Raw genomic sequence first — 24910 nt, 5'->3', positions numbered from 1 at the left:
ACCACAAGGGCGGGCAGACCGGACGGTTACGTTTTCCTGGACGTCCTGATTCACGCAGAATCTACGGCCGATGGCTCTGTAAAATGCGTTGTCCACACATCAATCACTCCGGTGTTAAGATATGTCGAGGAGGTTGCGCAAGGCGTATATTTCAAAGGAGATATGGCTGCCCGTGGTGGCGTAGTTGATTTTGGATACTACGATGGAAAAGCAGATTTAGGTTCAGCTGCTGATGCATTTCGGAGCAATCTCGTTAAGGCAAAGCCCTTCCTTGAGGATCTACAGCCTTTGGCGCTCAGCAGACGAGCCAAAAAGAAGGCCGTACCGTGGGACTCCTACTTCACAGAAGTGGAATAGCCCATGCCCGCAAATGACGCTTCAGATTCCGCCAAGGCCCATCAAAATGTGGGGCAAATTGTGGGGTCGTGAAATACAAAAACCTAAATAGTTGTTATATTACAATAGTTTGAGGCCATAATATGGCGGAGGAGGAGGGATTCGAACCCCCGGAGCCCGCGAAGGCTCAACGGTTTTCAAGACCGCCGCATTCAACCACTCTGCCACTCCTCCGGCGACGCGTGTTTGGAATATCGGCTGGGGCTTTGCAAGTCCTGATATGCGCCCCGGAGCGCGTTGATGCCGACCAAACCTATTAATGATATATTGCCCAATCTGACGAAACCGACATTCCCGGTTCATCGGGCATCCACCTCGATCTGGTAACCATGATCACTGAACGCGGCAGAACAGCCGCTTAGAAATGGAAGAACAGTCCATTTCGTGACCGCAGAACGAGGTAGAATTAACGCAATGCGTTTCCAGACACAGGTTCACGCCACAAAACTCACAAGCGCTCTGATCGCCAGTGCCGTTGCACTCGCAGTCGCGTCACCCGCATATGCCGGTAAGAACAACCCTGCACCAATCGTATATGCAGGACAGGCGCCGCAGACGGGTCAGTCCGCGCCTATGCCCGCATCGCGCCAGCCCCGCTTGAGCGCACCGGCCCGCATCACTGCGCCAGCGCCGGGAGAAGAGGGTAAGCGTATCGCATTCCGTTATCCAGGATCTTCGGTCGCGGCTGCACCAGCGCCCACCGCGCGCAACTATGCGAGCCTTGAGGCACCGCAAATGTCCCAAAAGCAAGAGATCACTGAGGCGGCAGTCACACCCGATGCGTTTGATGCGTCCGTGACGGCTGATCGGATCGCGGCGACACGCCAAGTGCCTGTTGTTGCCTCGGAACCTCTGGAATCCCTTACGCTGGCATCTGCCGTTTCCGCAGGGCAGGGGAGTGTGACCCCCGCCCCCATGAATCTGACTCCTGCCGCTGTCTACTCAGCAATGCCAACATCGACGCCTGTTTTTGATGAAACCGGCATAGGAGTTGTGTATGGCGACGAGTTTGTCGGCCTGCCGACTGCAAATGGTGAAGTCTTTGCGCAGGAAGGCCTGACGGCGGCCCACCCGACGCTGCCGCTGCCGAGCCTTGTGCAGGTAATCAATGTCGACACGCAGAAGGCGGTTGTCGTTCGTGTTAATGATCGCGGACCGTTCGAAGACGGCGCCATGCTTCAACTGTCCAAACAAGCCGCAAGCGCACTGGCATTCGGACCGGACGACCGGGCAAATGTACGCGTGCGTTACCTTGGGCCGGCGCCGGTATCAGGTGCCGTGATTACGACGCAACAAGAGAAAGCGCCTAATAATCTGGTCCTGGCGAGCTATCAGCCGACACAATCAGCCAGTGCACCCGTCATGTATGCTTCTGCACCGCAGCCTGCTCGGGCCGTGAATGTTGCGATGGGGCAGGGTGACTACTTTGTCCAAGTGGGTGCCTTTGCAGACATCGGGAATGCTCAGGACTTTGAGGCAAGCCTTGGTGGTTCAATGCCTGTCGTCATTGTGCCCGCACGGGTCAACGGCGCGGATTACTTTCGCGTGCGTGTTGGTCCGTTTCCGACCCGTGACTCTGCGGCTCAGGCGCGCGATCAAATGGCCGATAGCGGCATCGCCAATGGCCGGATTGTTGAAGATAACTAAGCCCGGCTACAGAACGCCCCATTGACGCTGACCACAAACCGGCCCTTTTTCCCGATTACACGGGAATAAGGGCCGAATGTCGTTTGGCCCTCTGATTTTGCAATGGAGGCCCTCGCCCAATGAAGCGCCGATCACCTATTCTTGCCGCGATGTGCGCCCTAACGCTGCTCGTTGCTCCAGCGACCGCGCAGATCATCGATACACCTGCGACGCATGCCGTCATTCTGGATAACGCCACCGGTGAAGTCCTCTACTCCAAGGATGGCGCGGAACCAATGATCCCCGCCTCGATGACCAAGATGATGACTGCCTATCTGGTGTTCGACATGATCAAGCGCGGCGAGTTGAAGATGACGGACCGTTTGACGGTCAGCGCGGACGCCTGGCGTCGCGGCGGGTTCCCTTCCGGTACATCCACCATGGGGCTGGTTCCCAAGGACACGCCCACCATTGAGGAATTGCTTCATGGAGTGATAATCATGTCCGGCAATGATGCATGCATCGTGCTGGCCGAAGGCATTTCAGGATCAGAAGAAGCTTTCGCACGAAGGATGACGGATCTCGCCCATGAGAAAGGCCTGAAATCGGCGAACTTCCTCAACTCGACAGGTCTTGAAGCTGTCGGACACGTCATTTCGGCGGAAGACCTTGCGCTTCTGGCCAAGATGACCGTGGATGACTTCCCCGAATACTACAAATGGTACAGCCTGCCCTCGTATAGCTGGCGCGAGTACACCCAGCCGAACCGCAATCCACTGCTCGGCATTGAAGGCGCTGATGGCGTGAAGACCGGACATCTCGAGGCGTCGGGTTATGGCCTTACAGGCTCGGCCGAGCGTGACGGCGTCCGGCGCACAATTGTCATCAATGGAATGGAGACGATGGCCGCACGCGCTTCGGAAGCTGAGCGCATGTTGCGTCTGGCCTTCCAGAGCTTCGAATTGAAGACGATCGCTCCTGAAAGCGTCTCGCTGCCGGAGCAAAAGGTGTGGCTGGGCCAACAGGGCCTGGTGCCGGTATCGCTGGCCGAGCCCATGCTGATCGCCGGGCACAAGGCTGCGTTCGAAAATGCGAAGACCGAGATCGTACTCGACAAGGCACTGGAGGCGCCCGTGAAAAAGGGCGACCGCGTGGGCCGCCTCGTCGTGACGCTGGAAGGCCGCGCGCCGGTTGAAGCGCCGATCATCGCAGAGGCTGATGTGAACAAGATCGGTTTCTTCGGAAAAGCCATTGCCGGCCTGAGTGCACTCATTTCTGGCAATGGTGGCTGATAGGTTGACCGGACGCTTTATCACCCTTGAGGGCGGCGAAGGCGTTGGCAAATCCACGTTACAGATGGCGCTTGCTGAGCGGTTGCGGGGCATGGGCATAGACGTTGTCACGACACGTGAACCCGGCGGCACGCCGCTGGCTGAGCGCATTCGCGAGCTGGCCTTGCGTCCGCCTGAAAACGACGGCTGGTCGTCGATGTCCGAAGCCTTGCTGATGAATGCGGCCAGGAGTGATCATCTCGACAAGCTGATCCGTCCGGCGCTGACGAATGGGAAATGGGTGATCTCGGACCGATTTTCCGATTCGACGCTGGTATACCAGAGTGTCAAAGGCGGCGTCGCCAAGGATATACTGCTGAAGATCGAAGCCGCCGTGATAGCAGATACGCGGCCGGATCTTACGCTTGTGCTTGATGCGCCGAAAAGCGCAACCGACGCCCGCCGCACGAGCCGGGGAGCACAAACCGACGCGTTTGAAGCTCGGCCGTCGACGTTCCATGAAGCGGTCCGCAGCGCTTTCCAGACGCTTGCACAGTCGGATCCAGCCAGGTGCCGCCTGATAGATGCCGGCCAAACGGCTGAGCAGGTCGCAGAGGGTGCTTGGCAAGAAATTAAAGCTCTGTTGTCGGCGCAACGTGCGAGCGCGCCATGAGCGCGGCCTTACCCCTTATTGGCCACAAGGACGCTGAAACGGCGTTTATCTCAGCGAATGAAAGTGGCAAGCTGCATCATGCTTGGCTGATCGAAGGCCCGGCCGGTATTGGCAAGACACGGCTCGCCATGCGACTGGCGGCGTATATGCTGGGCGCACGCGGGCCCGCAAACAGCCCGCTCGATGCGCCACAGGATGATCCAGTGATGCAGGCCTACCTAGCAGGCGGCCATCCGGACCAGCGTACCGTCCAGATTGAACTCAATGACAAGGGCAAGCCCCGGCAGGATATCACTGTCGACCAGATCCGCGACCTGAACCATTTCTTTACGCTGCGCCCCGCCATGGGCGGGTGGCGCGTGGGGATCATTGATGCGCTGGACGAGGTGAACCGGAACGGCGCCAACGCGCTACTCAAGACGCTGGAGGAACCACCCGCCTCCAGCATCATGTTCCTGATCAATCACGGCTCGAAACCCATTCTCCCGACCATTCGCTCGCGCTGCCGCACATTGCGCCTGAAGCGATTGTCCGACGAGGACACGGCGGCTGTGCTTAAGGCCGTAGATGCGCCGAAGGAGTCCTTGGGCCTCGCGCGCGGCCGTCCGGGCTTGGGCATTCGCTTGTCCAGCCCGGCAGGCCTGCAGGCGGCCAATGCGGCCCGGGCCCTGCTGCGCGGCATGCCGAAACCGAATGACGCGCTGCTGACGGCTGCGCTCCAGACAGCGAATGCCGACGCGGTGGCCATGGAAGCGTTCAGCGCTGAAGTGTTGGGGTGGCTGGCAGACAAGGCCGATGATAATCCGGCCGCCGCCGATGCGTGGCTCAGAACATCGCGTTTGCTCGGTGAAGCGGATGAACTCAACATGGAGGCATCGCAGACGGCCGCCAAGGTGATCGCGGGCCTTTATTCTGTGGTTGGGCAAGGTTAAGGCATCTCCCATGTTCGATACACATGTGAACCTGCACGGCGATGTATTCGCCGAGGACCTCGATGAAGTCCTTACGCGCGCTCGCGCAGCAGGCGTGAGCCGGTTCCTGGCGATCTGTGACCGATTGGACAATTTCGAAGCGGTCCATGCGATTGCATCAGCGAATGATGACATCTGGTGCTCGGTAGGTGTCCATCCGCATCACTCCAAGGACTTTCCCGACCTGACAGTCGACCAGCTGGTTGAAGCCGCAACACGTAAGGACGTCGTGGCGATTGGCGAGACAGGTCTGGATTTCCATTACGGCTACAGCGCTGAGGATGCCCAGATCGCCAGCCTGCGCAAACATATCGAGGCAGCGCGGCAATCCGGCCTGCCGCTCATCCTGCATACGCGGGAAGCCGACGATCTGATGGGCGACATGCTCGAAGAGGAATACGCGGTGTCGCCATTTGTACCGCTGCTGCACTGCTACACGGGCGGTGCACGGCTTGCGCAGCGCGCACTGGCACTGGAAGCGTTTGTATCTGTTTCAGGTATTCTCTCATTCAAGAGCGCGAGTGAAGTGAGAGACGTGATTGCTGACGTGCCAATGGAGCGCCTGATCCTGGAGACAGATTGTCCGTATCTTGCGCCGATGCCGATGCGGGGACGCCGCAACGAACCAGCCTATCTGCAGCACGTGGCAGAAGCGCTTGCTAAGCTCAAAGGCCTCGAGGTGGACGCGGTGAAAGCGACTACTGAGGACAATGCGCGGCGTTTGTTTGCGAAAGTCGACGCATGAGCGGATTGGACCATCGGCTGACCTTGCTGGGCACCGGTTCGTCCGGCGGTGTGCCGCGCGTCGGTGGAGACTGGGGTATCTGCGATCCGAACGAGGTCCGTAATCGGCGCATGCGCTGTTCGGCTCTGCTTGACAGAATGGGCACTAACGGCGCGATGACGCGCGTCCTGATCGATACGTCACCTGACCTGCGCGAGCAATTGCTCGCGGCCAATGTCCGCGCACTCGATGCACTGGTCTATACGCATGACCATGCAGACCAGACGCACGGGATCGACGATGTCAGAGCGCTCGTGAACATGATGCGTAAGCCCATACCGACCCATATGGATGCGGTGACCCGCCAGTCGCTTGCCACCCGGTTCCAATATTGCTTCGAGGGTATGGGCGGATATCCACCGATCCTGCAGACAATGCCGGACATCATTCCTTACCAGCCATTTACAATCAGCGGCGCTGGCGGAGACATAACGCTCTTGCCGGTCGACATGGAGCACGGGCGGATCCGGTGTTGCGGTTTCCGGATTGGCGGACTCGCTTACTGCAACGATGTAAACGAGTTGCCTGAGGAGAGCCTGGAGCATTTGAGTGGACTGGATGTGCTGGTCGTCGACGCGCTGCGCTACACGCCGCATCCATCACACGCCAATCTGGAGAAGGCGCTTGGTTGGATTGCCGAGCTGAAACCTGCGCGGTCGGTGCTGACCAACATGCATGTGGATCTGGACTACAAGACGCTGCAGAGGGAGCTGCCTGTGGGCGTGGAGCCAGGCTACGACGGCATGGAAATCCCGTTCAGCGCCTGACAACCCGCATGTTGTAATTTCCCATAATGATGATTATGCGACTCAAGGGTTGAGACCTTCCATGACCACACGGATTGCTGATCAGTTCGATTTTCAAGTCGCATACATTGCGCGCACATGCTGTCCTAAGCTCAAGCGGACTTCGCCAGCGCCGTTCCCACATGAGCAGATTAGGAACTTGTTAATCCTCGTCCGCGCAAGCGTATCCCTTCCCCCTTCTCTGCTGAACATCGCTGAAAGACTCAAACAAGCAGCACACGATCAATCGCGGCCAGTAGCGTGTCGTCCAGCATCGGCTTGTAGATGAGATCCTCAAAGCCTGCCTGCAGAGCCTGCCGCAGGAGGTCGGGCGATTGCCAGCCCGTTATCATGATGGCTGGTGTGTCATCGCCACCAGCGCGCAGCTCCTGCAATAACGCGAAACCGTCATGATGCGACATCTTGAAGTCGATCAGGATGCAATTGAAAACCTGCGCCTGCTCCCTTTCAAGAAAGGCCAGTCCGTTGGCGAATGCCGTTACGCCATAGCCCTTTGATCGCAGCAGAAGTGAAAGCGAGCGGCAAACCGGCTCATTGTCATCGACAACAGCAATCCAGAACTGCGTCTCTGTCTCTGCGGATTGCGACATGCTGTTCCTTTTGAGAGCCGGTTATTCTCAAGGATGGCTCAGCATCACCGCGTCGTCTTTAAGTAAAAGCCCCTACGCTTCGTGCGCCGTATCGAGGCCAATGCCTGCAGCGAAGGCGATACGCAAAACAGCGGAAAGGCTTGTCGCGTCGAGCTTTTCCATAAGATTGGCGCGATGTATCTCGACCGTGCGGGGCGAGATATCGAGCGATTCAGCGATCATCTTGTTTGTCAGCCCGTCAACGAGGCCCACCAGAACGTCCCGCTCTCGAGGCGTAAGGCGCTCGACGCGGCCTTTCGCCTCGTCCATCATCACATCTTGGAAATTACGCGCTTCCAGACGCTCGAAGGCGCGCTCAAGGGCACCCACAAGCGACTGTTTTTCATATGGTTTTTCGACGAAATCGACAGCGCCAGCCTTCATTGCCCGCACAGCTACCTCGACATCCCCGTGGCCTGTGAGCACAATCACAGGAAGTGCGACACCAAGCTTGTTGAGGTGCTCCTGAACCTCAAGACCATCCATGTGGGGCATCTGGACGTCTAGCAGAATGCAGCCAGGAAGAGCCTCTTGGGCCGTTTCGAGGAATGTCACGCCATCCTGATACGTTTTTACCGCAAATCCCGCATGACGCAGCATGAAGCTGGCCGAATGGCGCACGGCTTCGTCGTCATCGACAAGGTGTATCAGTCTCTGGTCGCTCATGATGCATGAATAGCCGGATCAACACGAAGTGTGAACCTGAAACACGTGCCGCCGCCAGGAACATTTTCAGCGGAGATGGTGCCGCCGTGGGCCTCGACGATTGTCTGGCAGATGGACAGGCCTAGCCCCATGCCTCCGGATTTCGATGTCGTGAATGGTTTGAACAGCATGGACTGCACTTCAGGATCTAGCCCCGGCCCGTTATCGATTACGGAGACGCTGACGAATCCCTGTGGGCCTGGTGACGCCTCAATCGATATCTGGGGGCTGGCAATCCTGGTCAGCGCCTCCTGTGCATTTCGCACAAGATTGATCACGACCTGCTGAATCTGGATTGGATCCGCTATGACGTTCTCAAGTCCCGGCGCGACCCTTAGAAGAATCGGCACATCGGACGAGTTCATGGACAGCCTGGCTAGTGCTGTCGCATCATTCAGCAGTGGCCCAAGGTCAACAGACCGACCATCAATTTCCCCGCGGGAAACATATCCTCTAAGTTTCCTGACGATATCTCCAGCGCGCACAGCCTGCTTCGCGCCCTCATCCATGGCCTCGCGTAGAGTTTCACGCGAATCGTCACCGGGTCGATCCAGCAGATCGCGGCCAGCCTCAAGATAGTTGGCAACGGCGGTCAATGGCTGGTTTAGCTCGTGAGCAAGCGCCGACGCCATCGTACCGACGGCACTGAGACGTGAAAAGTGGACGAGTTCCGACTGCATCTCTCGCATGCGCATCTCTGCCTTGCGCTGTTCAGTAAGGTCGCGAACGAATGCAGTAAAAAGCCAATGATCACCAATCTTCGCCTCGCCGATCTTCAGATCCATGGTGAAAAGCGTACCGTCGGCTTTCCGGGCCGTGACGACCCTGCCGATGCCGATGATCCGCCGCTCGCCTGTTTGCAGATAATTCTGGATATATTTGTCGTGATTGCTCTCATCGCGACCCGCCATCAGCTCGCGAACATTTCGACCCATGATTTCAGCAGCTGTATAACCAAAAAGAGCTTCAGCGGCGCGGCTGAAAGCAACGATCCGACCTGTTTCGTCGATCACGATCATGCCGTCAGGCACTGAGTCCAAGATCGAGGCCAAGTGGGATTGTAATGTCGCGAGATCAGGAGAATTCAACGGCATAGCCTTGGCACCATCAGGTGATTCGGTGCTCATCAGATTCCCTTTTCTATTCGTGTGGCGTCTAGCGACCTACCTAAGGCCAGCAACGCGTCCTGCCTAGCGAATACGCGACTTAAGCATAGCTGGCGGCATTGCCCAGACCATTGCTGCAGCAACAATTAAAGCCGCACCGGTCAAGGCGACAGGGCACCCCCAGCAGTGCCCGCGCAGCATTGTGGACCAAAAAGAAATGGAGCTATGACCGGCCGCAGAGATGCCTTCAGGTCCACAACGGACAGCAAGGAAAGCCTCCAAAGACCTAGTATGCGTCCAAAGTTTGGTGAGCCCCACCAACAACAAGATGATTCCAGGCAAAAATTGCGCGATCCTGAACATGGAGTCCTCCTTCTCTGTGGCTGTTTCCTACGAAGGTGCGACAGCCGGGCCCATCCGTAACAACCCGTATACAACCTGAGCGCGGCTCCCCGCATTTTGCGACCAATTCGAAGCAGGTCTACAAAAGGGGCAAATTCGGTGAGCACAATCACAAAGCCGCGGTCGTCAATGGCGGGCAGCATTGCCGGCGTGGCGACACTCGTTGGCATCGCATGCCTGGGATCGCTACTGATCGCTGCGAATGCGATCGATCCAATGATGGAAGCGCATGCCTGGATATTCTTCTTCCTGACCGCCTTTGCCTTGCTGTCTATCGGCATATGGGCGGGCGGACTAACGGGTAGAAATCCATTCGATGAGTCTTTCTATGAAGACACCATCGTTAAGTTCGGCGTCGCAGCCGCCATGTTCTGGGGGATTGCCGGTTTTCTTGTCGGCGTAATTATCGCCCTGCAGCTGACCTGGCCGAACATCTTTTACTTTCCAGACCTTGGCTGGACTAATTTCGGCCGCCTGCGCCCATTGCACACATCGGCGGTGATCTTCGCCTTCGGCGGCAACGTGCTGATCGCAACCAGCTTTTATGTCGTCCAGCGCACCAGCCGCACGCGGATTGCAGGCGGACTTTGGCCCTGGTTCGTCTTCTGGGGCTACAACCTGTTTATCGTTATCGCCGGCACCGGCTATCTGATGGGTGTGACCCAGTCGAAGGAATATGCAGAGCCTGAATGGTATGCAGACCTCTGGCTGACAATTGTCTGGGTAGCGTACCTGCTCGTCTTCCTTGGCACGCTGTGGAAGCGCAAAGAGCCGCATATCTATGTGGCCAACTGGTTTTATCTCTCCTTCATCGTCACCATTGCGATGCTTCATATCGTGAACAACCTGTCGATTCCGGTGAACCTGTCTGGCTCTAAGAGCTACCAACTGTTCTCAGGCGTGCAGGATGCACTGACCCAGTGGTGGTATGGCCACAACGCGGTCGGCTTCTTCCTGACGACCGGCTTCCTGGCCATCATGTACTACTTCATCCCGAAGCGGGCGCAGCGGCCAGTCTATTCCTACCGTCTTTCAATCGTACACTTCTGGTCACTGATCTTTATCTACATCTGGGCTGGCCCTCACCATCTGCACTACACAGCGTTGCCCCAATGGGCGCAGACGCTGGGCATGACCTTCTCTATCATGCTCTGGATGCCGAGCTGGGGCGGTATGATCAACGGCGTCATGACGCTGTCGGGCGCTTGGGACAAACTCCGTACGGATCCTGTTGTCCGCATGATGGTCGTGTCTCTGGCCTTCTATGGCATGTCGACCTTTGAAGGTCCGCTGATGAGTGTTCGCGCTGTGAATGCGCTGTCGCACTATACAGAATGGGGCATTGCGCACGTCCACTCCGGATCACTGGGCTGGGTCGGGTTCATCTCCTTCGGCGCGCTCTACTGCCTCACACAATGGCTGTGGAAACGCCCTGCCCTGTATTCGAAATCGCTGGTCGAATGGCACTTCTGGCTCGCGACGATCGGCATCGTGTTCTACATCGTCGCCCTCTATTTTGCAGGCATCATCGAAGGCCTGATGTGGCGCGCGTATAACGAATACGGATTCCTTGAATACAGCTTCATCGAGACCGTTGATGCCAAGCACATCAATTACATGATCCGTACCGTGGGCGGAGGCCTGTATCTGACCGGTGCCCTCATCATGGCCTACAACCTTGTGCGCACGGCGCTGGGACATGGTGAGGCGGCAGATGTCGCCGTCACCGAGCCCAACCGTACGCCAGCCCTTCAGCCTGCCGAATAGGAGCCGGACACATGGGACTTTTCCAGAAACACCAGGCTCTTGAGCGCCACTCTCTGCTCCTGACCGTTGGTATCCTCGTCGTGGTCGCCATAGGTGGCCTCGTCGAAATCGCACCCTTGTTCTATCTTGAGAATACGATCGAGAAGGTGCAGGGCATGCGGCCCTACACGCCGCTCGAACTGGCAGGTCGCAACATTTATATACGGGAGGGCTGCTATACGTGCCACTCCCAGATGGTGCGGCCGCTGCGAGACGAAGTCGAACGTTACGGGCACTATTCGCTAGCTGCGGAAAGCATGTACGATCACCCCTTCCAATGGGGCTCGAAGCGGACCGGCCCGGACCTTGCCCGCGTGGGCCGCAAATACTCGAACGAGTGGCACCTCGACCACATGACCAATCCACGGTCGGTGGTGCCGGAATCCATCATGCCGCCCTATGCATTCCTGTCGGACAATACGCTTCATTTCGATGATATCGCAGATCATCTGAAGACACTCCGCTTTGAAGGCGTGCCGTATACCGACGACATGATCGAGAACGCGAAGACCGACCTCATCGCACAAGTCGACCCTGATGCTGACTATGATAGCCAGGACGCACTTGTGGCACGGTACGAAGAAGCATCCGGTCGCAAAGGCACCATCACCATCGGTGACTTCGATAGCGATCGCACGCGCATTACCGAGATGGATGCCGTGATCGCCTATCTGCAGATGACTGGCACGCTTGTCGACTTCTCGACCTATGAAGCCGACGACCTAAGCAATCGGCGCTAGGAGCAAGAGATGTACGAGACACTTTCCCATTTCGCTCAAACCTGGGGTCTTGCCCTGTTTGTCGCGATGTTCGCCGTCGCGCTCGTCTATGCGCTCTGGCCAACCAACAAAACGAAATTCCGTGAAGCAGCCTACCTGCCGCTCGAAGACAAGGATCCCGGCGATGAGTGACGAAAACACAGAATATGATCCGCACAGCGGCGTCGAAACAACCGGCCATTCCTGGGACGGCATCAAGGAGCTGAACAATCCACTTCCCCGCTGGTGGTTGATTGTGTGGTACGCGACCATTTTCTGGGCGGTCATCTATATGATCCTGATGCCGGCGTGGCCTGCCCTGCCGGGTCTCGGTGGGACAAACACGCCCGGCCTGCTCGGAAAATCGGACCGCGCTGAAGTGACGAAAGAAGTGTCGGCCATGCGCACGGAGCGCGGTGTGGCTTCTCAGAAGCTGATGAGTGCTTCACTGGTGGAGATTCAGAATGATCTGAACCTGCAACAGTTCGCTATGGCGATGGGCGAGAGCGCATTTGGCGACAATTGCGCGACCTGCCACGGCTCAGGTGGCCGGGGAGCAAAGGGCTATCCCATGCTCGCGGACGATGTGTGGCTGTGGGACGGGACGCTCGACGGGATCGAGCAAACCATACGTCACGGTATTAGACACGATTCAGATGATCTGACACGTATGTCTGCGATGCCTGCATTCGGCCGCGATAATTTGCTGACCTCCACACAGATCGATGACCTAGTACAGCATGTACTCAGCTTCTCGGACCGTCAGTCGAATGCGGACTCGGCTGCTCGTGGATCAGTGCTGTTCGCTTCGCAATGTGTGTCCTGCCACGGCGCAGATGCCAAAGGCAGCCGCTTGGTCGGCGCGCCAAACCTGACCGATGCGGAATGGCTGTTCGGGGGCGAGCCGGCAGATATTCGCGCTACGGTCACAAATGCCCGGAATGCGCACATGCCTGCATGGCAGGGCCGACTGGATGACCCAACGGTCAAGGCACTCGCAGTTTATGTCCACTCGCTTGGCGGGGGTGAATAGGTTTCATCATGAACCTGATCTCGAACACGGCCAAACCTGCGAACAAGGGACAGCAACCGCCTTCGCTTTATGAAGGGCGCAAGCAGATCTATCCGAAACTTGCGCACGGCAAGTTCCGGATGGTGAAGTGGATCGTCATGGCTTGTACGCTTGGCATCTATTACGCTTTGCCATGGATACGCTGGCAACGCGGCGAGGGTATTCCGGATCAGGCAGTACTGGCGGACTTTGCAGGCGAGAAATTCTATTTTTTCTTCATCGAAATATGGCCGCAGGAGATCTATTATCTCGCTGGTCTGCTCATCCTTGCGGCCTTGGGGCTTTTCCTTGTCACCTCGCTGATTGGGCGGGCATGGTGTGGTTATACGTGCCCACAGACTGTGTGGACCGATCTATATATCTGGGTGGAGCGCGCATTCGAGGGAGACCGGGCAGCGCGTATGCGGCTGGACAAGGCGCCGTGGACTCTCAACAAAGCTGCGCGGAAGATAGGCAAGCATCTTGTCTGGCTTCTGATCGCCTTCCTGACGGGCGGCGCCTTGATCCTCTACTGGCATGATGCACCGACGATCGCGCGGACATTCTTCAAGGGCGAGGCGCCGCTTACGGCTTATTTCTTCGCGGGCATCCTGACATTCACGACCTATTTTCTCGCGGGCTGGATGCGCGAGCAGGTGTGCACCTATATGTGCCCGTGGCCGCGCATTCAGGGCGCCCTGACAGATGATTACGCGCTGAACGTGACTTATCGCTACGACCGGGGTGAACCACGCGGCGCCCTCCACAAAGACCAAGGGTTTGAGGGACGCGGCGACTGTATCGATTGCAAGCAATGCGTACAGGTATGCCCGATGGGTATCGACATACGTGACGGCGCACAGCTGGAATGCATCCATTGCGCACTTTGTATTGATGCATGCGACGACATAATGAAACGCGTGGATCGGCCGACCGGGTTGATCGCCTATGACACTGACGTGGCCGTCGCTACCCGTGCAGCTGGCGGCACGCCCAAATACAAGCTGCTTCGGGCACGTACCATTCTCTATGGTGTTCTGATGATCGCAATTAGCGCACTTATACTTGTCGGCCTGGCCCAGAAGCCGACTTTTCAGGTGAGCGTCCTCAAAGACCGCTCACCACCGTTCGTGCAATTGGCAGATGGCAGTGTGCGCAATGGCTACACGCTAAAAATCGTCAACAAGGCAACTATCGCACGTAATGCCGAAATTTCCATATCAGGTTTGGACGGCGCGCAATTGCAGATCATTGGCTTGGCTCAACCTGAAAATGGCATGGAAGTGCAGCTGCCGCTTGAGCAATACGGCGTCGACCGCTTCCGCATGTTGGTCACAGCTCCACCGACCGAACGCCCACACCGCACGTCCCTCGTTATTACGATTCAGGACCCAGAAACGGGCGAAACACATACAAGCACCGCCGCCTTTGTCACCGCAGGAGCAAAATGATGGCTATTCTTTCACCCACAATGAACAAACCTTCGAAGATTATGAAAGGCCACCATGTCCTATTCTGGATGATGGGATTCTTTGGCCTGATGTTCGTGGTAAATGGCGTGTTTCTGTGGGCTGCCATTACGTCATTTCCTGGTGAGGATGTGCATCACTCTTATCTGCAGGGCATTCATTTCAATGACAGGCTATCTGCACAGGCATATCAGGAAAAGATGGGCTGGCGCAGTGAGGTGGGTCTCCTCACAGACGATGACGGCGATGTGCTGATCTGCCGTATTCTGGGGCCTGACGGCAGCGCCTTGGCCGCCGGTCCGGTAACAGCCGAAATGCGACGCGCCGCGACGCAGAACAGCGACATAGTGCTCACACTGGCCCCAGTTGGTGGGGGTGAGTATCAAGCTTCCCTTCCATTGCTCGCGGAGGGTGCATGGCACGTCATCATCGATACCAACATACATGATGGCGATGCGGAAGTTCCTTTCCAAGCAGTCAAGAAGATCATTCTGAAATGAGCCTTTTGGATACCAATATGGTTGCAGGATGCCCTAGCGGACTGGCGCCATCTGAAGCTCCGAGCCTGTCTGATCCATCGGCTTTTGTCCGTCGCGTTGACGGCCAAAACCGATTGAGCCTCACTGTCCGAGGTGCAAAGTGCGGAGCCTGCATCAACCGGATAGAAAGTGCGGTCAAAACCCTGCCGGGCATGGAAAGTGCCCGTCTCAACCTCTCTACCGGAGATCTTGAAGTGGGATGGCGTGGAAGCCTAAAGGCGCCCATAATAGTCGCCGCAGTGGCTGAGCTTGGCTACGGAGTTTCCCCGCGCGATCAGGACCAAGGCGCCTCCGATGAGCAGCGCGAAGAGCGCAGCCTGCTGATTGCGCTCGGTGTTGCAGGCTTTGCTATGGCCAACATCATGCTCCTGTCAGTCTCCATATGGGCCGGCGTGGGAGAAATGGGTGAAACAACCCGGACGATGCTGCACGGTATATCGGGCGTCATTGCCCTACCGGCCATCATTTTTTCAGGGCGTGTGTTTTTCGTTTCAGCTTGGAATGTGCTGAAACGCGGTCACGCCAATATGGATGTCCCTATCTCCCTGGCGCTTGTGATCGCATTCTGTGTGAGTGTTTCCGAGACTTTGCGCGGCGGAGCGGACGCTTATTTCGACGCGTCTGTCATGCTACTGTTCTTTCTGCTCATCGGTCGGTTCCTTGATGCAAGGGTGCGCCGTAAAGCCCACGCCTCAGCGCGCGATCTGGCTGCGATGGCGCATCGCACGGTAATGCGGTTGGGTCCGAACGGGAAAGCAAGTTCCGTTCGCGCAAGTGAGATCAGCCCCGGTGACCAGATATTACTAGCACCCGGTGAGCGCGCCGTCGTCGACATACAGATCGATCGAGGCATATCCGACATTGATGAAAGCCTCGTCACAGGTGAAAGCCTTGCGCGCAGGGCAATACCGGGAATGCACCTTTTGGCGGGCACAGTGAACTTGTCACAGCCTCTGACCGGGACGGCACTAGCGGCGGCGAGCGACTCTCTCCTTGCCGACATTGCCCGCATGCTTGAAGCTGGCGAACAGCGCCGTTCGACCTATCGGCGTATCGCCGACCGGGCAGTCTCGCTCTACGTCCCATTTGTTCACACGTCAGCCCTGCTCGCCTTCATCGGTTGGTTGCTCGCGGGCATGGGTGTGAATGAGGCGCTTCTCATTGGCGTCTCGACGCTCATCATTACGTGCCCCTGCGCCCTGGCACTCGCGGCCCCTGTGACGCAAGTCGTCGCGGCGGGCCGGCTTTTCCGTTCCGGCACGTTCCTCAAATCCGGCGATGCGCTCGAGCGGATCGCCCAATGTGACTACATCATATTCGACAAGACCGGCACGCTAACGCTTGGAACGCCCAAATTATCCGGCCAGATTTCGCCGGAGGCTCTTCAAGCCGCAGCGGAGCTTGCCCGTGCGAGCCGGCACCCTCTTTCGCGTGCCATCGTCGAAGCAGCCGGGGCTGGACCGGTCGCGTCGGACGCGCGCGAGTTTGCGGGGTTGGGGCTGGAAGGAATTGTTCACGGCGCGCCTGCCCGGCTGGGCTCAGCTGAATGGGTCAGCGTGGATTCCGGGCAAAGTGATCGCAGCTCACTGTGGTTCTCACAGGCAGGTAAAACACCCGTCCACTTCCAATTCCAGGATCACGTCCTGAACGACGTAGCCACAACGATCGGCCGCCTTCAGAAAGCCGGTTACGGAGTAGAGATCGTTTCAGGCGACCGCTCTGAAACTGTCGAGAGTGTCGCGCAGACTTTGAAAGTCGATCATTGGTCAGCTGCAGCTTCCCCACGTGACAAGGTCAATCGACTGGAAGAGCTCCAAGCGCAAGGTCATAAAGTCCTCATGGTAGGCGATGGCCTGAATGATGCTGGCGCCTTGGCTCTGGCCCATGCTTCTTTGGCACCTGGGGGTGCAATGGATGTCAGCCAGTCTGCGAGTGATGCCATCTACTCCGGCGGTCTAGCCGCCCTCCCCCGCCTTATAAGTGTGGCAAAACAGGCGCGCTCGGTCATGATCGAGAACTTCGCATTTGCGGCAGCCTACAATGTTATCGCAGTGCCTATCGCGATTACCGGACATGCAACTCCACTGGTGGCAGCCGTGGCGATGTCTGCCTCCTCCATTCTTGTTTCGCTGAATGCCCTTCGACTCAATGCGATGCGGGAGACCCTCTGATGGCAGGATTGATATTCCTTATACCAATTGCTTTGGGCATGGGGCTTGTGGGGCTTGTTGCATTCCTCTGGGCGGCCCGCTCGGGGCAGTTTGACGATCCGGATGGTGCCGCGAACCGCATACTCGTGGACGAGGATCGCCCTCTGCCCGACAATGGAGAGCAAGGCCTTGAGAAGTAGCGCGTTCCTGGCACACTGCGGAGCCGCTCTCGTCAGAGTAAATTTAGAGCGCGAAGTCCGGCAGCCACGTTGAGAGCAGAGCTTGCTTGGCACGCAAGGCCTCCGATGCCTGCTCGTGCGTCCTGCGCAGGAAACGCACCCTGTCACCCGGCCGCATCTGACCCAGAAGATGTAGGTCGGCCCGAGCGACCTGAAGGATGTGGGGATAGCCACCTGTGGTCTGCGCGTCAGCGAGAAGCAGGAAGCCGCGTCCACCCGGTGGCAACTGCAGGGCCCCCGGCCAGATGGCCGAACTCGGTCGATTGGCATCTGGCCCGACCTCTGGAAAGGTCCCCGTTAGTTCAACACCCATCCGACTGGCTCGCTGCGTCGCCGTATAGATTTCATCCCAAACGTCGGCCGAGACCAAGGAAAAGTCAGGGCCTTCTAAGGCGCGTAAAGTGTAGCTGTTGCTGCAGACAGGTTGCAGGTCATCCGGTGTAGTCTGCGTTGGCACAAGACGGACGAATGCCATGGATATCTGGTCATTGGCCTTGAGCGCCCTGCCCTTGTGCCCACCGAGTGCAGCCGGAATATAAGTCGAGGTGGCTCCGAGGAAGCGCCTAGCCTCAAGTACCGCGGCAACGGCGACGTAGATACGGCAGCCCTGTGTCGCAGGAGCGATCTGCAACTCATCTCCCTCGTGGGCAGCGTAAGTTACGTGTGATTTTATAGGTTCACCATTTAACGTCAGAGATGCTGGTGCGCCGGTAAGCGCGAAACTGACTGGCGTATTGAAGCAAAGTCCTGCTCCGCCAAAGGTGATCTCGAAGGCTGTCGCGTCACTTGCATTTCCGACGAGACGATTGGCCAGTGCCATGGAGAGCGGATCAGCGGGTCCGCTGGCAGGGACGCCAAGATGGCGGGTTCCGATACGGGGCGCACCCTGAAGCGTCATTTGAACGCCGGATTGCAGAATAGTGATGCTCATGATGCGTCCGCATCAACAAGCTGCACCTGCATACCGGGCTGCAGCCGAAAGGGATTATCGGCAGATGGCTCAAATAGGGAAACATCCGTCCGTCCGATGAGCGGCCAGCCACCGGGACCTGCTAGCGCGTATAATCCGCACTGTCCGCTGATAAGACCTATGGAACCAGCCGGCACCTGCTGGCGCGGCTGTGAAAGTCGGGGGATTTCCAATTCCTCGCTCAAGCCTGACATATACGCAAAGCCAGGGGTGAAACCGAGCATATCAACATCCAGCGGCTTTGCGGTTAGTTGCGCAATGAGATCGCTCTCGGACAGATCCAGACTGTGTGCGATGCCCCCAAGATCAGGCCCACTCTCTCCTCCGAAATGCACCGGCAGCCTGACCTCCTGCATCGAATGCGCCTCGGACAGCAAAGGCTTCGACACGGCAAGCGACAAGCGATTCTGAGCGGACTGAGGTGTATCGGTCTGAAGATCAAATTGGACCGTGATGTCCCGCCGACCTGGAACGACTTCGATCCATTCACCTGAATCTTGCAGTTGGCGCGCGCGAGCAAGACGGGTCGATTGATCAGGCGCTTCAATGCGTAGGGCATCATCGCCACAAAACGTGATATTCGGATGGCTCATGGAGTGATCGCGGCGATCTCAATGCCCGCAGCATTCAGTGCATCACGAATGGCCAAGGCGCTCGCGAGGGCGCCGGGCGTATCCCCATGAACACAAATCGTACGGACCGGCAGGTCTATTGTTTCGCCAGTGCGCGCGCTGACCTTGCCTGTTGCTGCTATTTGAACGGCCTGACGGATGCGCTCTGCATCAGTTTCGAGGACTGCGCCAGTCGTAGAGCGTGGCATGAGGGCGCCCGATGTTTCATAGGCGCGGTCAGCAAAGCCTTCGGACAGATAATCCAGTCCGGCGTCTGAAGCAGCGCTTTCGAGGCATGATCGGGGTGGGCCGATTAGAAGCGGAATTCTGGACTGTATGGTGACGTCGACTATTGTACGGGCAATGCCTTCGTCACCCGCAGCCGTATTGTAGAGGGCGCCATGAGGCTTGAGATGACTGAGACTCGCCCCGCGTTCGCGGGTTATGGCGGCCAGCGCGCGGACCTGCTGGGAAAGCGTGGCCGAAAGGTCTTCACGCGACATGGCCATCGGCTTTCGGCCAAACCCTTCTCTGTCGGGATAAGAGGGATGAGCCCCCATGAGGACACCGCGCGCATAAGCGGCCTTCACGGTCGCTGCCATGCTTGTCTGATCGCCCGCATGGCCGCCACAGGCAATGCTGCAGCGACTGACGACGTCGAGGATCGCCCGGTCAAGCGCCCGAGCGTTACTTCCGGGCAGTTCGCCGATATCGGCATTCAGGCAGATAGTCTTCTTCATGACCACACCCCCAGCGCGCGAAGAACAAGGCGCAGGCCGAGCCCAAGCGTGATCACGATAACGAGGCCGCCGAGCACATTCGCAAGCGGGCCGTTTATCCTGTCGCCAAGCAATGAACGACGGTTCATTGCGACGAGGAGGAAAATCGCCACAATGGGCAGCAGTATACCATTCGCGACCTGCGCGACGAGGATCAGGCTTATAGGCTTGTACCCAATCAGTGCGACCAGCGTGCCGACCGTAAGGACAGCCAGCGCGACCGCCTTGAAGAGCGGACCGCTGCGCGGCTTGCGGGCAATTTCGCTGAGGGCATAGGCGGTGGCGAGCGGCGCCGTAATGGAAGACGTGAGGCCAGCAGCGAAGAGCCCGATTCCGACGAGATAACGCGCGGCCTCTCCATAAGTCGGCGCTATCGCCCCAGCCATCGCGACCGCACTGGATATCTGCTGGCCACTGCCAAAGAGACTGGCCGCGGCAGTGGTGAGTATGAGGATGGAGATAAGGCCGCCAAGGCCCACTGATACGCGCGTGTCTGTCTGGGCCTCTTGCAAGGCTCTGGCGGTGGCATCAGGCCAATGCTCACGTGCAGAGGCCGCATGAAGGAAGAGATTGTACGGAACGATCGTTGTGCCGATGAGGGCTATGGCAGTCAGAAGCCCCGCTTCCGGTACGCGCGGCACCAGCCCGCCAAGCATGTCACCGATATCAGGTCTGACGAGGATCGCGCTCCCAGCAAAGGCGAGGCTCATGATGATAACGAGTGTGACGAGGATCCGCTCAATCAGCTTGTAACGCCCAATAAGCAGCACAAGCGCGGCGATGGCTGCGAGTAGAAGGATCAAGGGCCTGCGGTAATCATCGCCCTCACCGATGATGGCCTGAAGGCCGAGCGTACCGCCTGCCAGGTTACCTGCCTCATAGGCGGCATTACCGAGCGCGAGTGCAGCAAGCACGAGGCCCGCTGCGGCCCATTTAAGCATCGGGTTACCTGCCCCACCGACCAGGGCCTCCCCAAGGCCCACACGCCCCATGACACCGAGACGGGCCGCCATGTCCTGCAGGATCATTGTGGCCAGCGTGGCGAAGACCAGCGCCCAGACAAGCGCAAAGCCGAAATTGGCGCCCGCCAGCGTGCAGGTTGTGACCGTTCCCGGCCCAATAAAGGCCGCAGCGACGAGTGCACCGGGGCCAATTGATAGCTTCATTGGGCGTTTATCCCGCGTCGGGTCTCCAGATAGGTCGCAAAGCTCGCGAGCCAGTGACTGCCGGAGTAGTGCTCGTCGCTAACCGCGGCGATACCTGTCTGCTTGTGCACTTCTTCTGCGGCGCGCAAAGCGGGAACGCGCGGATCACCTTCGGGCAAGGCACTGGCAATGCCATCGAGCGCCCAGGCGCGGGACAAGTTCACGCCATCGAGGTGGACAAGCTTACCATCCGTGGGGTCGAGTACCACGCCGGGCAGAAGCCAGTTGGCGCTACCGTCTGCCGGGATTTGTGGCAGGAAGGCCGTGAGCCATTTGGCGAAATCATCCGATGTCATCACTCGGCGCATAAGATCGGCTTCCATCAGGCACGGTGACAAAAAGTCCTCACCCGAAGGCTCGTACGCGAGGGGGCAGTTCCTGTCGTTGGCGTGGAATTCGAGAATCTTCTGCGTCAGTTGGGCATTAAAGGCACCAGCATTTGAGGCCTTGGCCCAGTCAAGCATGAGTCCGAAGGCAAATGCCGTCTGATTATGCGTGCCGATGCGGATGGGGTAAGCGAGCTTCGTGAGCCAGGTGGATGTCTCGTCGGTGATAAAGGCCTCAAGTGGCTCGAGCGTCGTTACCCAGTTTTTTGCTTCTGGCAGTTTGGATTCGCGCAGTTCCGTCATCAGCTGAAGGAGCCAGGCAGTGCCATAGGGGCGCTCAAAGCTCGCGCGGTCTTCCGCTTTGAAATAGGCGAGTTCGCCTTGGATATTTTCAGGCGTAAAGCTCTGCCCCAGAGCGGTGACAATCGCATCCTTGTAGGGCGTTGACGGATCGGTGTTGAGTATGCGCACAAGCAACCAGTGGCCATGTACCGACGAGTGCCAATCAAAGCAGCCATAGAAAGCAGGGTGAAGCTGGCGCGGGGTCTGCGCGTCGGCATCGCTGTTCATGACATGGCTGATCTTGTTCGGGTATTCCTTGTGGACGCATTGCAGAGCCATTCGGGCGAAGCGGTCTGTCACTACGCCCTCTCGGGATTCTGGAAGGACGATCTCTGGTGCGGGCACGGGCGCATCCTCTGCAGGTGGAGCCTTTGGCGCACACGCGGCAAGCAGGAGGGCTGTCAGGCCGATGAACAAGTGGCGTGTCACGCGAGGATCTCCAGCAATTGAGGCTGGCTCTTGCGTATAAGGCGCGGTGCCCGTGGGCAAGGCCCCTGCCCTAGATGTGAAGCGCCTTGCCGTCTGCATCGAGCACGGATTCGTGCATTGTTTCCGAAATAGTCGGGTGCGCGAATATGGTGTGAGCGAGATCAATGTCGGTGAGTTCGCCTTGGCGCGCTATGACATAGCCCTGAATCAGCTCGGTGACTTCCGCCCCAATCATGTGGGCGCCAAGCAGTTCTCCGGTCTTCTTATCGAACACCGTTTTGACCATGCCATTGGTTTCGCCCATTGCGATGGCCTTGCCATTACCAATGAACGGAAAGCGGCCGACCTTGATATCGTACCCTTTTTCTTTCGCGGCTTCCTCAGTCAAGCCGACACTGGCGACCTGAGGGTGGGAATAGGTGCATCCAGGGACGTTTGAGGCATCGAAAGGCTCTGGGGGGGCCTTGCCTTTGCCCGCAATCGCTTCGACGCAGACAACGCCTTCATGGCTGGCCTTGTGCGCGAGCCAAGGCGGGCCTGTGAGATCGCCGATGGCATAGAGACCAGGCACGCCGGTCTTGCCAAAGCCATCGACTTTGACGTGGGTTTTTTCAACGTTTGCGCCAAGCGCCTCAAGGCCCAGATTCTCGACATTGCCAACAATGCCGACAGCGAGGATGGCGCGGTCGAATTCCTTCGACTCCTTCTTGCCATCCTTGTTGGTGATGTCGACCGTGACGGTGTTCTTGCCGGCTTTAAGGTTTTCCACCTTGGCGCCCGTGATGATGTTGAGCCCCTGCTTCTTGAAGTCCTTCTCCGCCATGGCGGAGATTTCAGCGTCTTCGACGGGAAGGATGCGCGGCAGGACTTCGGCGACGGTGACGTCACAGCCAAGCTCATTATAGAAGCTGGCGAACTCGATACCAATGGCGCCAGAACCGATCACGAGGAGACGCTTGGGCATGACGTCTGGCGTCATGGCTTCGCGATAGGTCCAGATCAGCTTGCCGTCAGCAACGAGGCCAGCCTGCGGGATATCGCGCGCGCGGGCACCAGTGGCGAGCATGACGTGCTTGGCCTCGAGCGTCGTATCCTTGCCGTCTTTGCTTTTGACGATGACCTTGGGCGCAGATGTGCCCTTCTCCAGGCGCGCGGTGCCTTCTATGACGTCGATCTTGTTCTTCTTCATCAGGAACTTCACGCCGTTCGACAGCTGGCTGGCAACGCCGCGCGAGCGTTTGACGACAGCTTCCAGATCAACCTCGACCTTGTCTATCTTAAGACCGAAATCCGTGGCGTGCTTGGCGAGGTGCATGACCTCAGCCGAGCGGAGCAGCGCCTTGGTCGGGATGCAGCCCCAATTGAGGCAAATGCCGCCGAGGGCTTCGCGCTCGATGATCGCCGTTTTCATGCCGAGCTGGCTGGCGCGGATCGCAGAAACATAGCCGCCGGGGCCGGAGCCGATGACGATGAGGTCGTATGGGGTGCTCATATTGTGTCTTTCCGCTGCCTATAGCAGCATCGCTTCGGGCGTTTCGACGTAGCGCTTGAAGGCCTGAAGCCATTTGGCACCTTCTGCGCCGCCGATGACCCGGTGGTCGCAAGTAAGAGTGACGCTCATCACCGTGGCGACAGCAAGCTCACCCTTCGCATTCACGACCGGACGCTTTTCCCCTGCCCCGACGGAGAGGATCATGCCCTCGGGCTGGTTGATGATCGAGGCGAAGTTCTTGATGCCGAACATGCCGAGATTGGAGATGGAGAAAGTCCCGCCGCTATATTCCTGCGGCTTGAGCTTTCTCTCGCGGGCGCGGGCAGCGAGGTCTTTCATCTCTTCGGAGATTTCGGCGAGGCCCTTTGTTTCCGCATTGAAGATAACCGGAGTGATCAGGCCGCCATCGATCGCCACAGCGACCGAGACATGGGCGTGCTTGTGATAGGCAATGCCCTTATCCGTGTACGATGCGTTGCAATCAGGCTCATCCATCAGGGCCATGGCGGAGGCCTTGATAAGCAGGTCGTTCACCGAGACCTTGATACCTTCTGGTGCAGCCGCGTTGATGGCCGTGCGGCTCGCAAGCAGATGATCGAGTTCGAGATCGATGGTCAGCGGGAAGTGCGGCACCTGCATGAAGCTGGTCGTCAGGCGCTTGGCGACGACCTTGCGGACGCCGTCCAGCGGCTTCAGCTCATAGCTGTCAGGCGCGTACACGCGGTCATCGAGGACCTGTGGCAGGATGAGACCATCAGGCGAGCCAGCCGAGCGTGAGCCAACTTGTGCTGGCGCAGCGGCGCCTGACTCGGCGCCTTCGACATCGCGCTTGATAATGCGGCCACGGGGACCGGTGCCTTTTAAGGACTTGAGCTCGATGCCCTTCATGTCCGCGATACGGCGGGCAAGCGGGCTTGCCTTGATGCGACCGTCAGCGGTGTTGGTGCTTGGGAGCGGCGTCGACGCCAGTTTTTCGGTTTTAGATGCCGCATCAGACTTGGCAGGCGTTTCTGCTTTGGCTGCTTTGGGCCCAGGCTTGTCGTCAGATTTCTTCTCGCCCTTGTCCGATTCTTCCACTTTCGCAGGAGGGGCGGTTTCCTTCGGCGCCTCAACCGAGGATGCATCCTCTCCCTCTTCTGCGAGCACAGCGATCACGGCGTTGACCTTCACGCCTTCGGTCCCTTCGGCTACGAGAATCTTGGCGACAGTGCCTTCATCGACAGCTTCGACTTCCATCGTCGCCTTGTCAGTTTCGATCTCGGCAATGATGTCGCCGGAGGAGACGGTGTCGCCTTCCTTGACGAGCCATTTGGAAAGCGTGCCCTCTTCCATCGTGGGAGAGAGCGCGGGCATGGTGATGTTGATACTCATGGCG

General features: G+C 58.1%; 25 protein-coding genes and 1 tRNA gene. 15 read left to right on the top strand and 11 right to left on the bottom strand.

Translation table 11 applies throughout. The features are described 5' to 3' along the window. Positions 1–357, top strand: a 357-nt coding sequence (locus HOC_RS22405) for a hypothetical protein (protein WP_162174841.1), incomplete at its 5' end; no start/stop codon positions are given. Between the two features lie 123 nt (positions 358–480). On the opposite strand, the gene HOC_RS12670 is transcribed toward HOC_RS22405, so the two are convergent. After that, positions 481–570 (bottom strand) — tRNA-Ser (locus HOC_RS12670). Positions 571–810: 240 nt separating this feature from the next. On the opposite strand from HOC_RS12670, the gene HOC_RS21280 reads away from it, so the two are divergent. From HOC_RS21280 to HOC_RS12640, 6 genes are all read left to right on the top strand, one after another. After that, positions 811–2043: an SPOR domain-containing protein gene (locus HOC_RS21280; protein WP_051624839.1), complete on the top strand. Its 1233-nt coding sequence runs from the start codon at positions 811–813 to the stop codon at positions 2041–2043. 119 nt (positions 2044–2162) lie between these two features. Beyond that, entirely contained in the window at positions 2163–3314 is a 1152-nt protein-coding gene (locus tag HOC_RS12660; protein ID WP_035539142.1) for a D-alanyl-D-alanine carboxypeptidase family protein, read from the top strand. Between the two features lie 4 nt (positions 3315–3318). Then, on the top strand, positions 3319–3966 hold the full coding sequence (tmk, locus tag HOC_RS12655) for a dTMP kinase (RefSeq protein WP_241767009.1): 648 nt from the start codon (positions 3319–3321) through the stop codon (positions 3964–3966). Beyond that, on the top strand, positions 3963–4898 hold the full coding sequence (locus HOC_RS12650) for a hypothetical protein (protein ID WP_051624838.1): 936 nt from the start codon (positions 3963–3965) through the stop codon (positions 4896–4898). The genes tmk and HOC_RS12650 overlap by 4 nt, the downstream gene beginning before the upstream one ends. Positions 4899–4908: 10 nt before the next feature. Next, the gene (locus HOC_RS12645; protein WP_035539137.1) at positions 4909–5682 is read left to right on the top strand and encodes a TatD family hydrolase; all 774 of its coding nucleotides are present in this window, start codon (positions 4909–4911) and stop codon (positions 5680–5682) included. Continuing rightward, positions 5679–6488 carry an MBL fold metallo-hydrolase gene (locus tag HOC_RS12640; protein WP_035539135.1) on the top strand — a complete coding sequence of 270 codons (810 nt, stop codon included), beginning with the start codon at positions 5679–5681 and terminating at the stop codon, positions 6486–6488. The genes HOC_RS12645 and HOC_RS12640 overlap by 4 nt, the downstream gene beginning before the upstream one ends. Before the next feature lie 242 nt (positions 6489–6730). Here the strand turns inward: HOC_RS12640 and HOC_RS12635 are convergent, their stop codons facing one another. The 3 genes from HOC_RS12635 to HOC_RS12625 all read right to left on the bottom strand — a co-directional run bounded on the left by HOC_RS12635 (position 6731) and on the right by HOC_RS12625 (position 8988). Further along, positions 6731–7117, bottom strand: coding sequence for a response regulator transcription factor (locus tag HOC_RS12635; protein ID WP_051624837.1), 387 nt, complete (start codon positions 7115–7117; stop codon positions 6731–6733). 72 nt (positions 7118–7189) lie between these two features. After that, a complete protein-coding gene (locus tag HOC_RS12630; RefSeq protein WP_035539132.1) occupies positions 7190–7822 on the bottom strand; it encodes a response regulator transcription factor in 633 nt (210 codons plus the stop codon). Beyond that, positions 7819–8988 carry a sensor histidine kinase gene (locus HOC_RS12625; protein ID WP_035539131.1) on the bottom strand — a complete coding sequence of 390 codons (1170 nt, stop codon included), beginning with the start codon at positions 8986–8988 and terminating at the stop codon, positions 7819–7821. Before HOC_RS12625 ends, HOC_RS12630 begins: the two co-directional genes overlap by 4 nt. Before the next feature lie 510 nt (positions 8989–9498). Between HOC_RS12625 and ccoN the strand changes: the two genes are divergently transcribed. Genes ccoN through ccoS form a run of 8 tightly spaced genes read left to right on the top strand, consistent with a single transcriptional unit; the run spans position 9499 to position 17342 of the window. Then, positions 9499–11136 carry a cytochrome-c oxidase, cbb3-type subunit I gene (ccoN, locus tag HOC_RS12620; protein WP_035539129.1) on the top strand — a complete coding sequence of 546 codons (1638 nt, stop codon included), beginning with the start codon at positions 9499–9501 and terminating at the stop codon, positions 11134–11136. 11 nt (positions 11137–11147) lie between these two features. Beyond that, on the top strand, positions 11148–11915 hold the full coding sequence (ccoO, locus tag HOC_RS12615) for a cytochrome-c oxidase, cbb3-type subunit II (protein ID WP_035539128.1): 768 nt from the start codon (positions 11148–11150) through the stop codon (positions 11913–11915). 9 nt (positions 11916–11924) lie between these two features. Continuing rightward, positions 11925–12086, top strand: coding sequence for a cbb3-type cytochrome c oxidase subunit 3 (locus tag HOC_RS12610; RefSeq protein ID WP_035539124.1), 162 nt, complete (start codon positions 11925–11927; stop codon positions 12084–12086). Beyond that, on the top strand, positions 12079–12966 hold the full coding sequence (gene ccoP / locus HOC_RS12605; protein WP_035539123.1) for a cytochrome-c oxidase, cbb3-type subunit III: 888 nt from the start codon (positions 12079–12081) through the stop codon (positions 12964–12966). The genes HOC_RS12610 and ccoP overlap by 8 nt, the downstream gene beginning before the upstream one ends. Before the next feature lie 8 nt (positions 12967–12974). After that, positions 12975–14435, top strand: coding sequence for a cytochrome c oxidase accessory protein CcoG (gene ccoG, locus HOC_RS12600; RefSeq protein WP_035539120.1), 1461 nt, complete (start codon positions 12975–12977; stop codon positions 14433–14435). Then, complete coding sequence (locus tag HOC_RS21275; protein WP_084146297.1) at positions 14432–14953, top strand: FixH family protein; 522 nt, start codon at positions 14432–14434, stop codon at positions 14951–14953. Before ccoG ends, HOC_RS21275 begins: the two co-directional genes overlap by 4 nt. Beyond that, positions 14950–17163, top strand: a complete 2214-nt coding sequence (locus HOC_RS12590) for a heavy metal translocating P-type ATPase (RefSeq protein WP_035539117.1) — start codon at positions 14950–14952, stop codon at positions 17161–17163. The genes HOC_RS21275 and HOC_RS12590 overlap by 4 nt, the downstream gene beginning before the upstream one ends. After that, positions 17163–17342, top strand: a complete 180-nt coding sequence (ccoS, locus tag HOC_RS12585) for a cbb3-type cytochrome oxidase assembly protein CcoS (RefSeq protein WP_035539114.1) — start codon at positions 17163–17165, stop codon at positions 17340–17342. Before HOC_RS12590 ends, ccoS begins: the two co-directional genes overlap by 1 nt. Before the next feature lie 43 nt (positions 17343–17385). Here the strand turns inward: ccoS and HOC_RS12580 are convergent, their stop codons facing one another. The 7 genes from HOC_RS12580 to HOC_RS12550 all read right to left on the bottom strand — a co-directional run bounded on the left by HOC_RS12580 (position 17386) and on the right by HOC_RS12550 (position 24906). After that, positions 17386–18312 (bottom strand): 5-oxoprolinase subunit C family protein, encoded by a 927-nt coding sequence (locus HOC_RS12580; RefSeq protein WP_035539111.1) that lies wholly within the window; start codon positions 18310–18312, stop codon positions 17386–17388. Beyond that, positions 18309–18944 (bottom strand): 5-oxoprolinase subunit PxpB, encoded by a 636-nt coding sequence (gene pxpB / locus HOC_RS12575; protein ID WP_035539110.1) that lies wholly within the window; start codon positions 18942–18944, stop codon positions 18309–18311. The genes HOC_RS12580 and pxpB overlap by 4 nt, the downstream gene beginning before the upstream one ends. Continuing rightward, positions 18941–19702, bottom strand: coding sequence for a 5-oxoprolinase subunit PxpA (pxpA, locus tag HOC_RS12570; RefSeq protein ID WP_035539109.1), 762 nt, complete (start codon positions 19700–19702; stop codon positions 18941–18943). Before pxpA ends, pxpB begins: the two co-directional genes overlap by 4 nt. Then, entirely contained in the window at positions 19699–20907 is a 1209-nt protein-coding gene (locus HOC_RS12565) for an Nramp family divalent metal transporter (RefSeq protein WP_035539108.1), read from the bottom strand. The genes pxpA and HOC_RS12565 overlap by 4 nt, the downstream gene beginning before the upstream one ends. Next, a complete protein-coding gene (locus HOC_RS12560) occupies positions 20904–22043 on the bottom strand; it encodes a DUF2891 domain-containing protein (RefSeq protein WP_035539107.1) in 1140 nt (379 codons plus the stop codon). Before HOC_RS12560 ends, HOC_RS12565 begins: the two co-directional genes overlap by 4 nt. Positions 22044–22113: 70 nt before the next feature. After that, on the bottom strand, positions 22114–23535 hold the full coding sequence (lpdA, locus tag HOC_RS12555; RefSeq protein ID WP_035539105.1) for a dihydrolipoyl dehydrogenase: 1422 nt from the start codon (positions 23533–23535) through the stop codon (positions 22114–22116). Positions 23536–23553: 18 nt separating this feature from the next. Then, positions 23554–24906, bottom strand: a complete 1353-nt coding sequence (locus HOC_RS12550) for a pyruvate dehydrogenase complex dihydrolipoamide acetyltransferase (protein WP_035539103.1) — start codon at positions 24904–24906, stop codon at positions 23554–23556. Between the last annotated feature and the right edge of the window lie 4 nt (positions 24907–24910).

Origin of the sequence: Hyphomonas oceanitis SCH89 (genome assembly GCF_000685295.1) — a bacterium.
GTDB lineage: Bacteria > Pseudomonadota > Alphaproteobacteria > Caulobacterales > Hyphomonadaceae > Hyphomonas > Hyphomonas oceanitis.
Note: the sequence above shows the minus strand (reverse complement) of the source record. Positions and strands in the feature narration are given on the sequence as shown.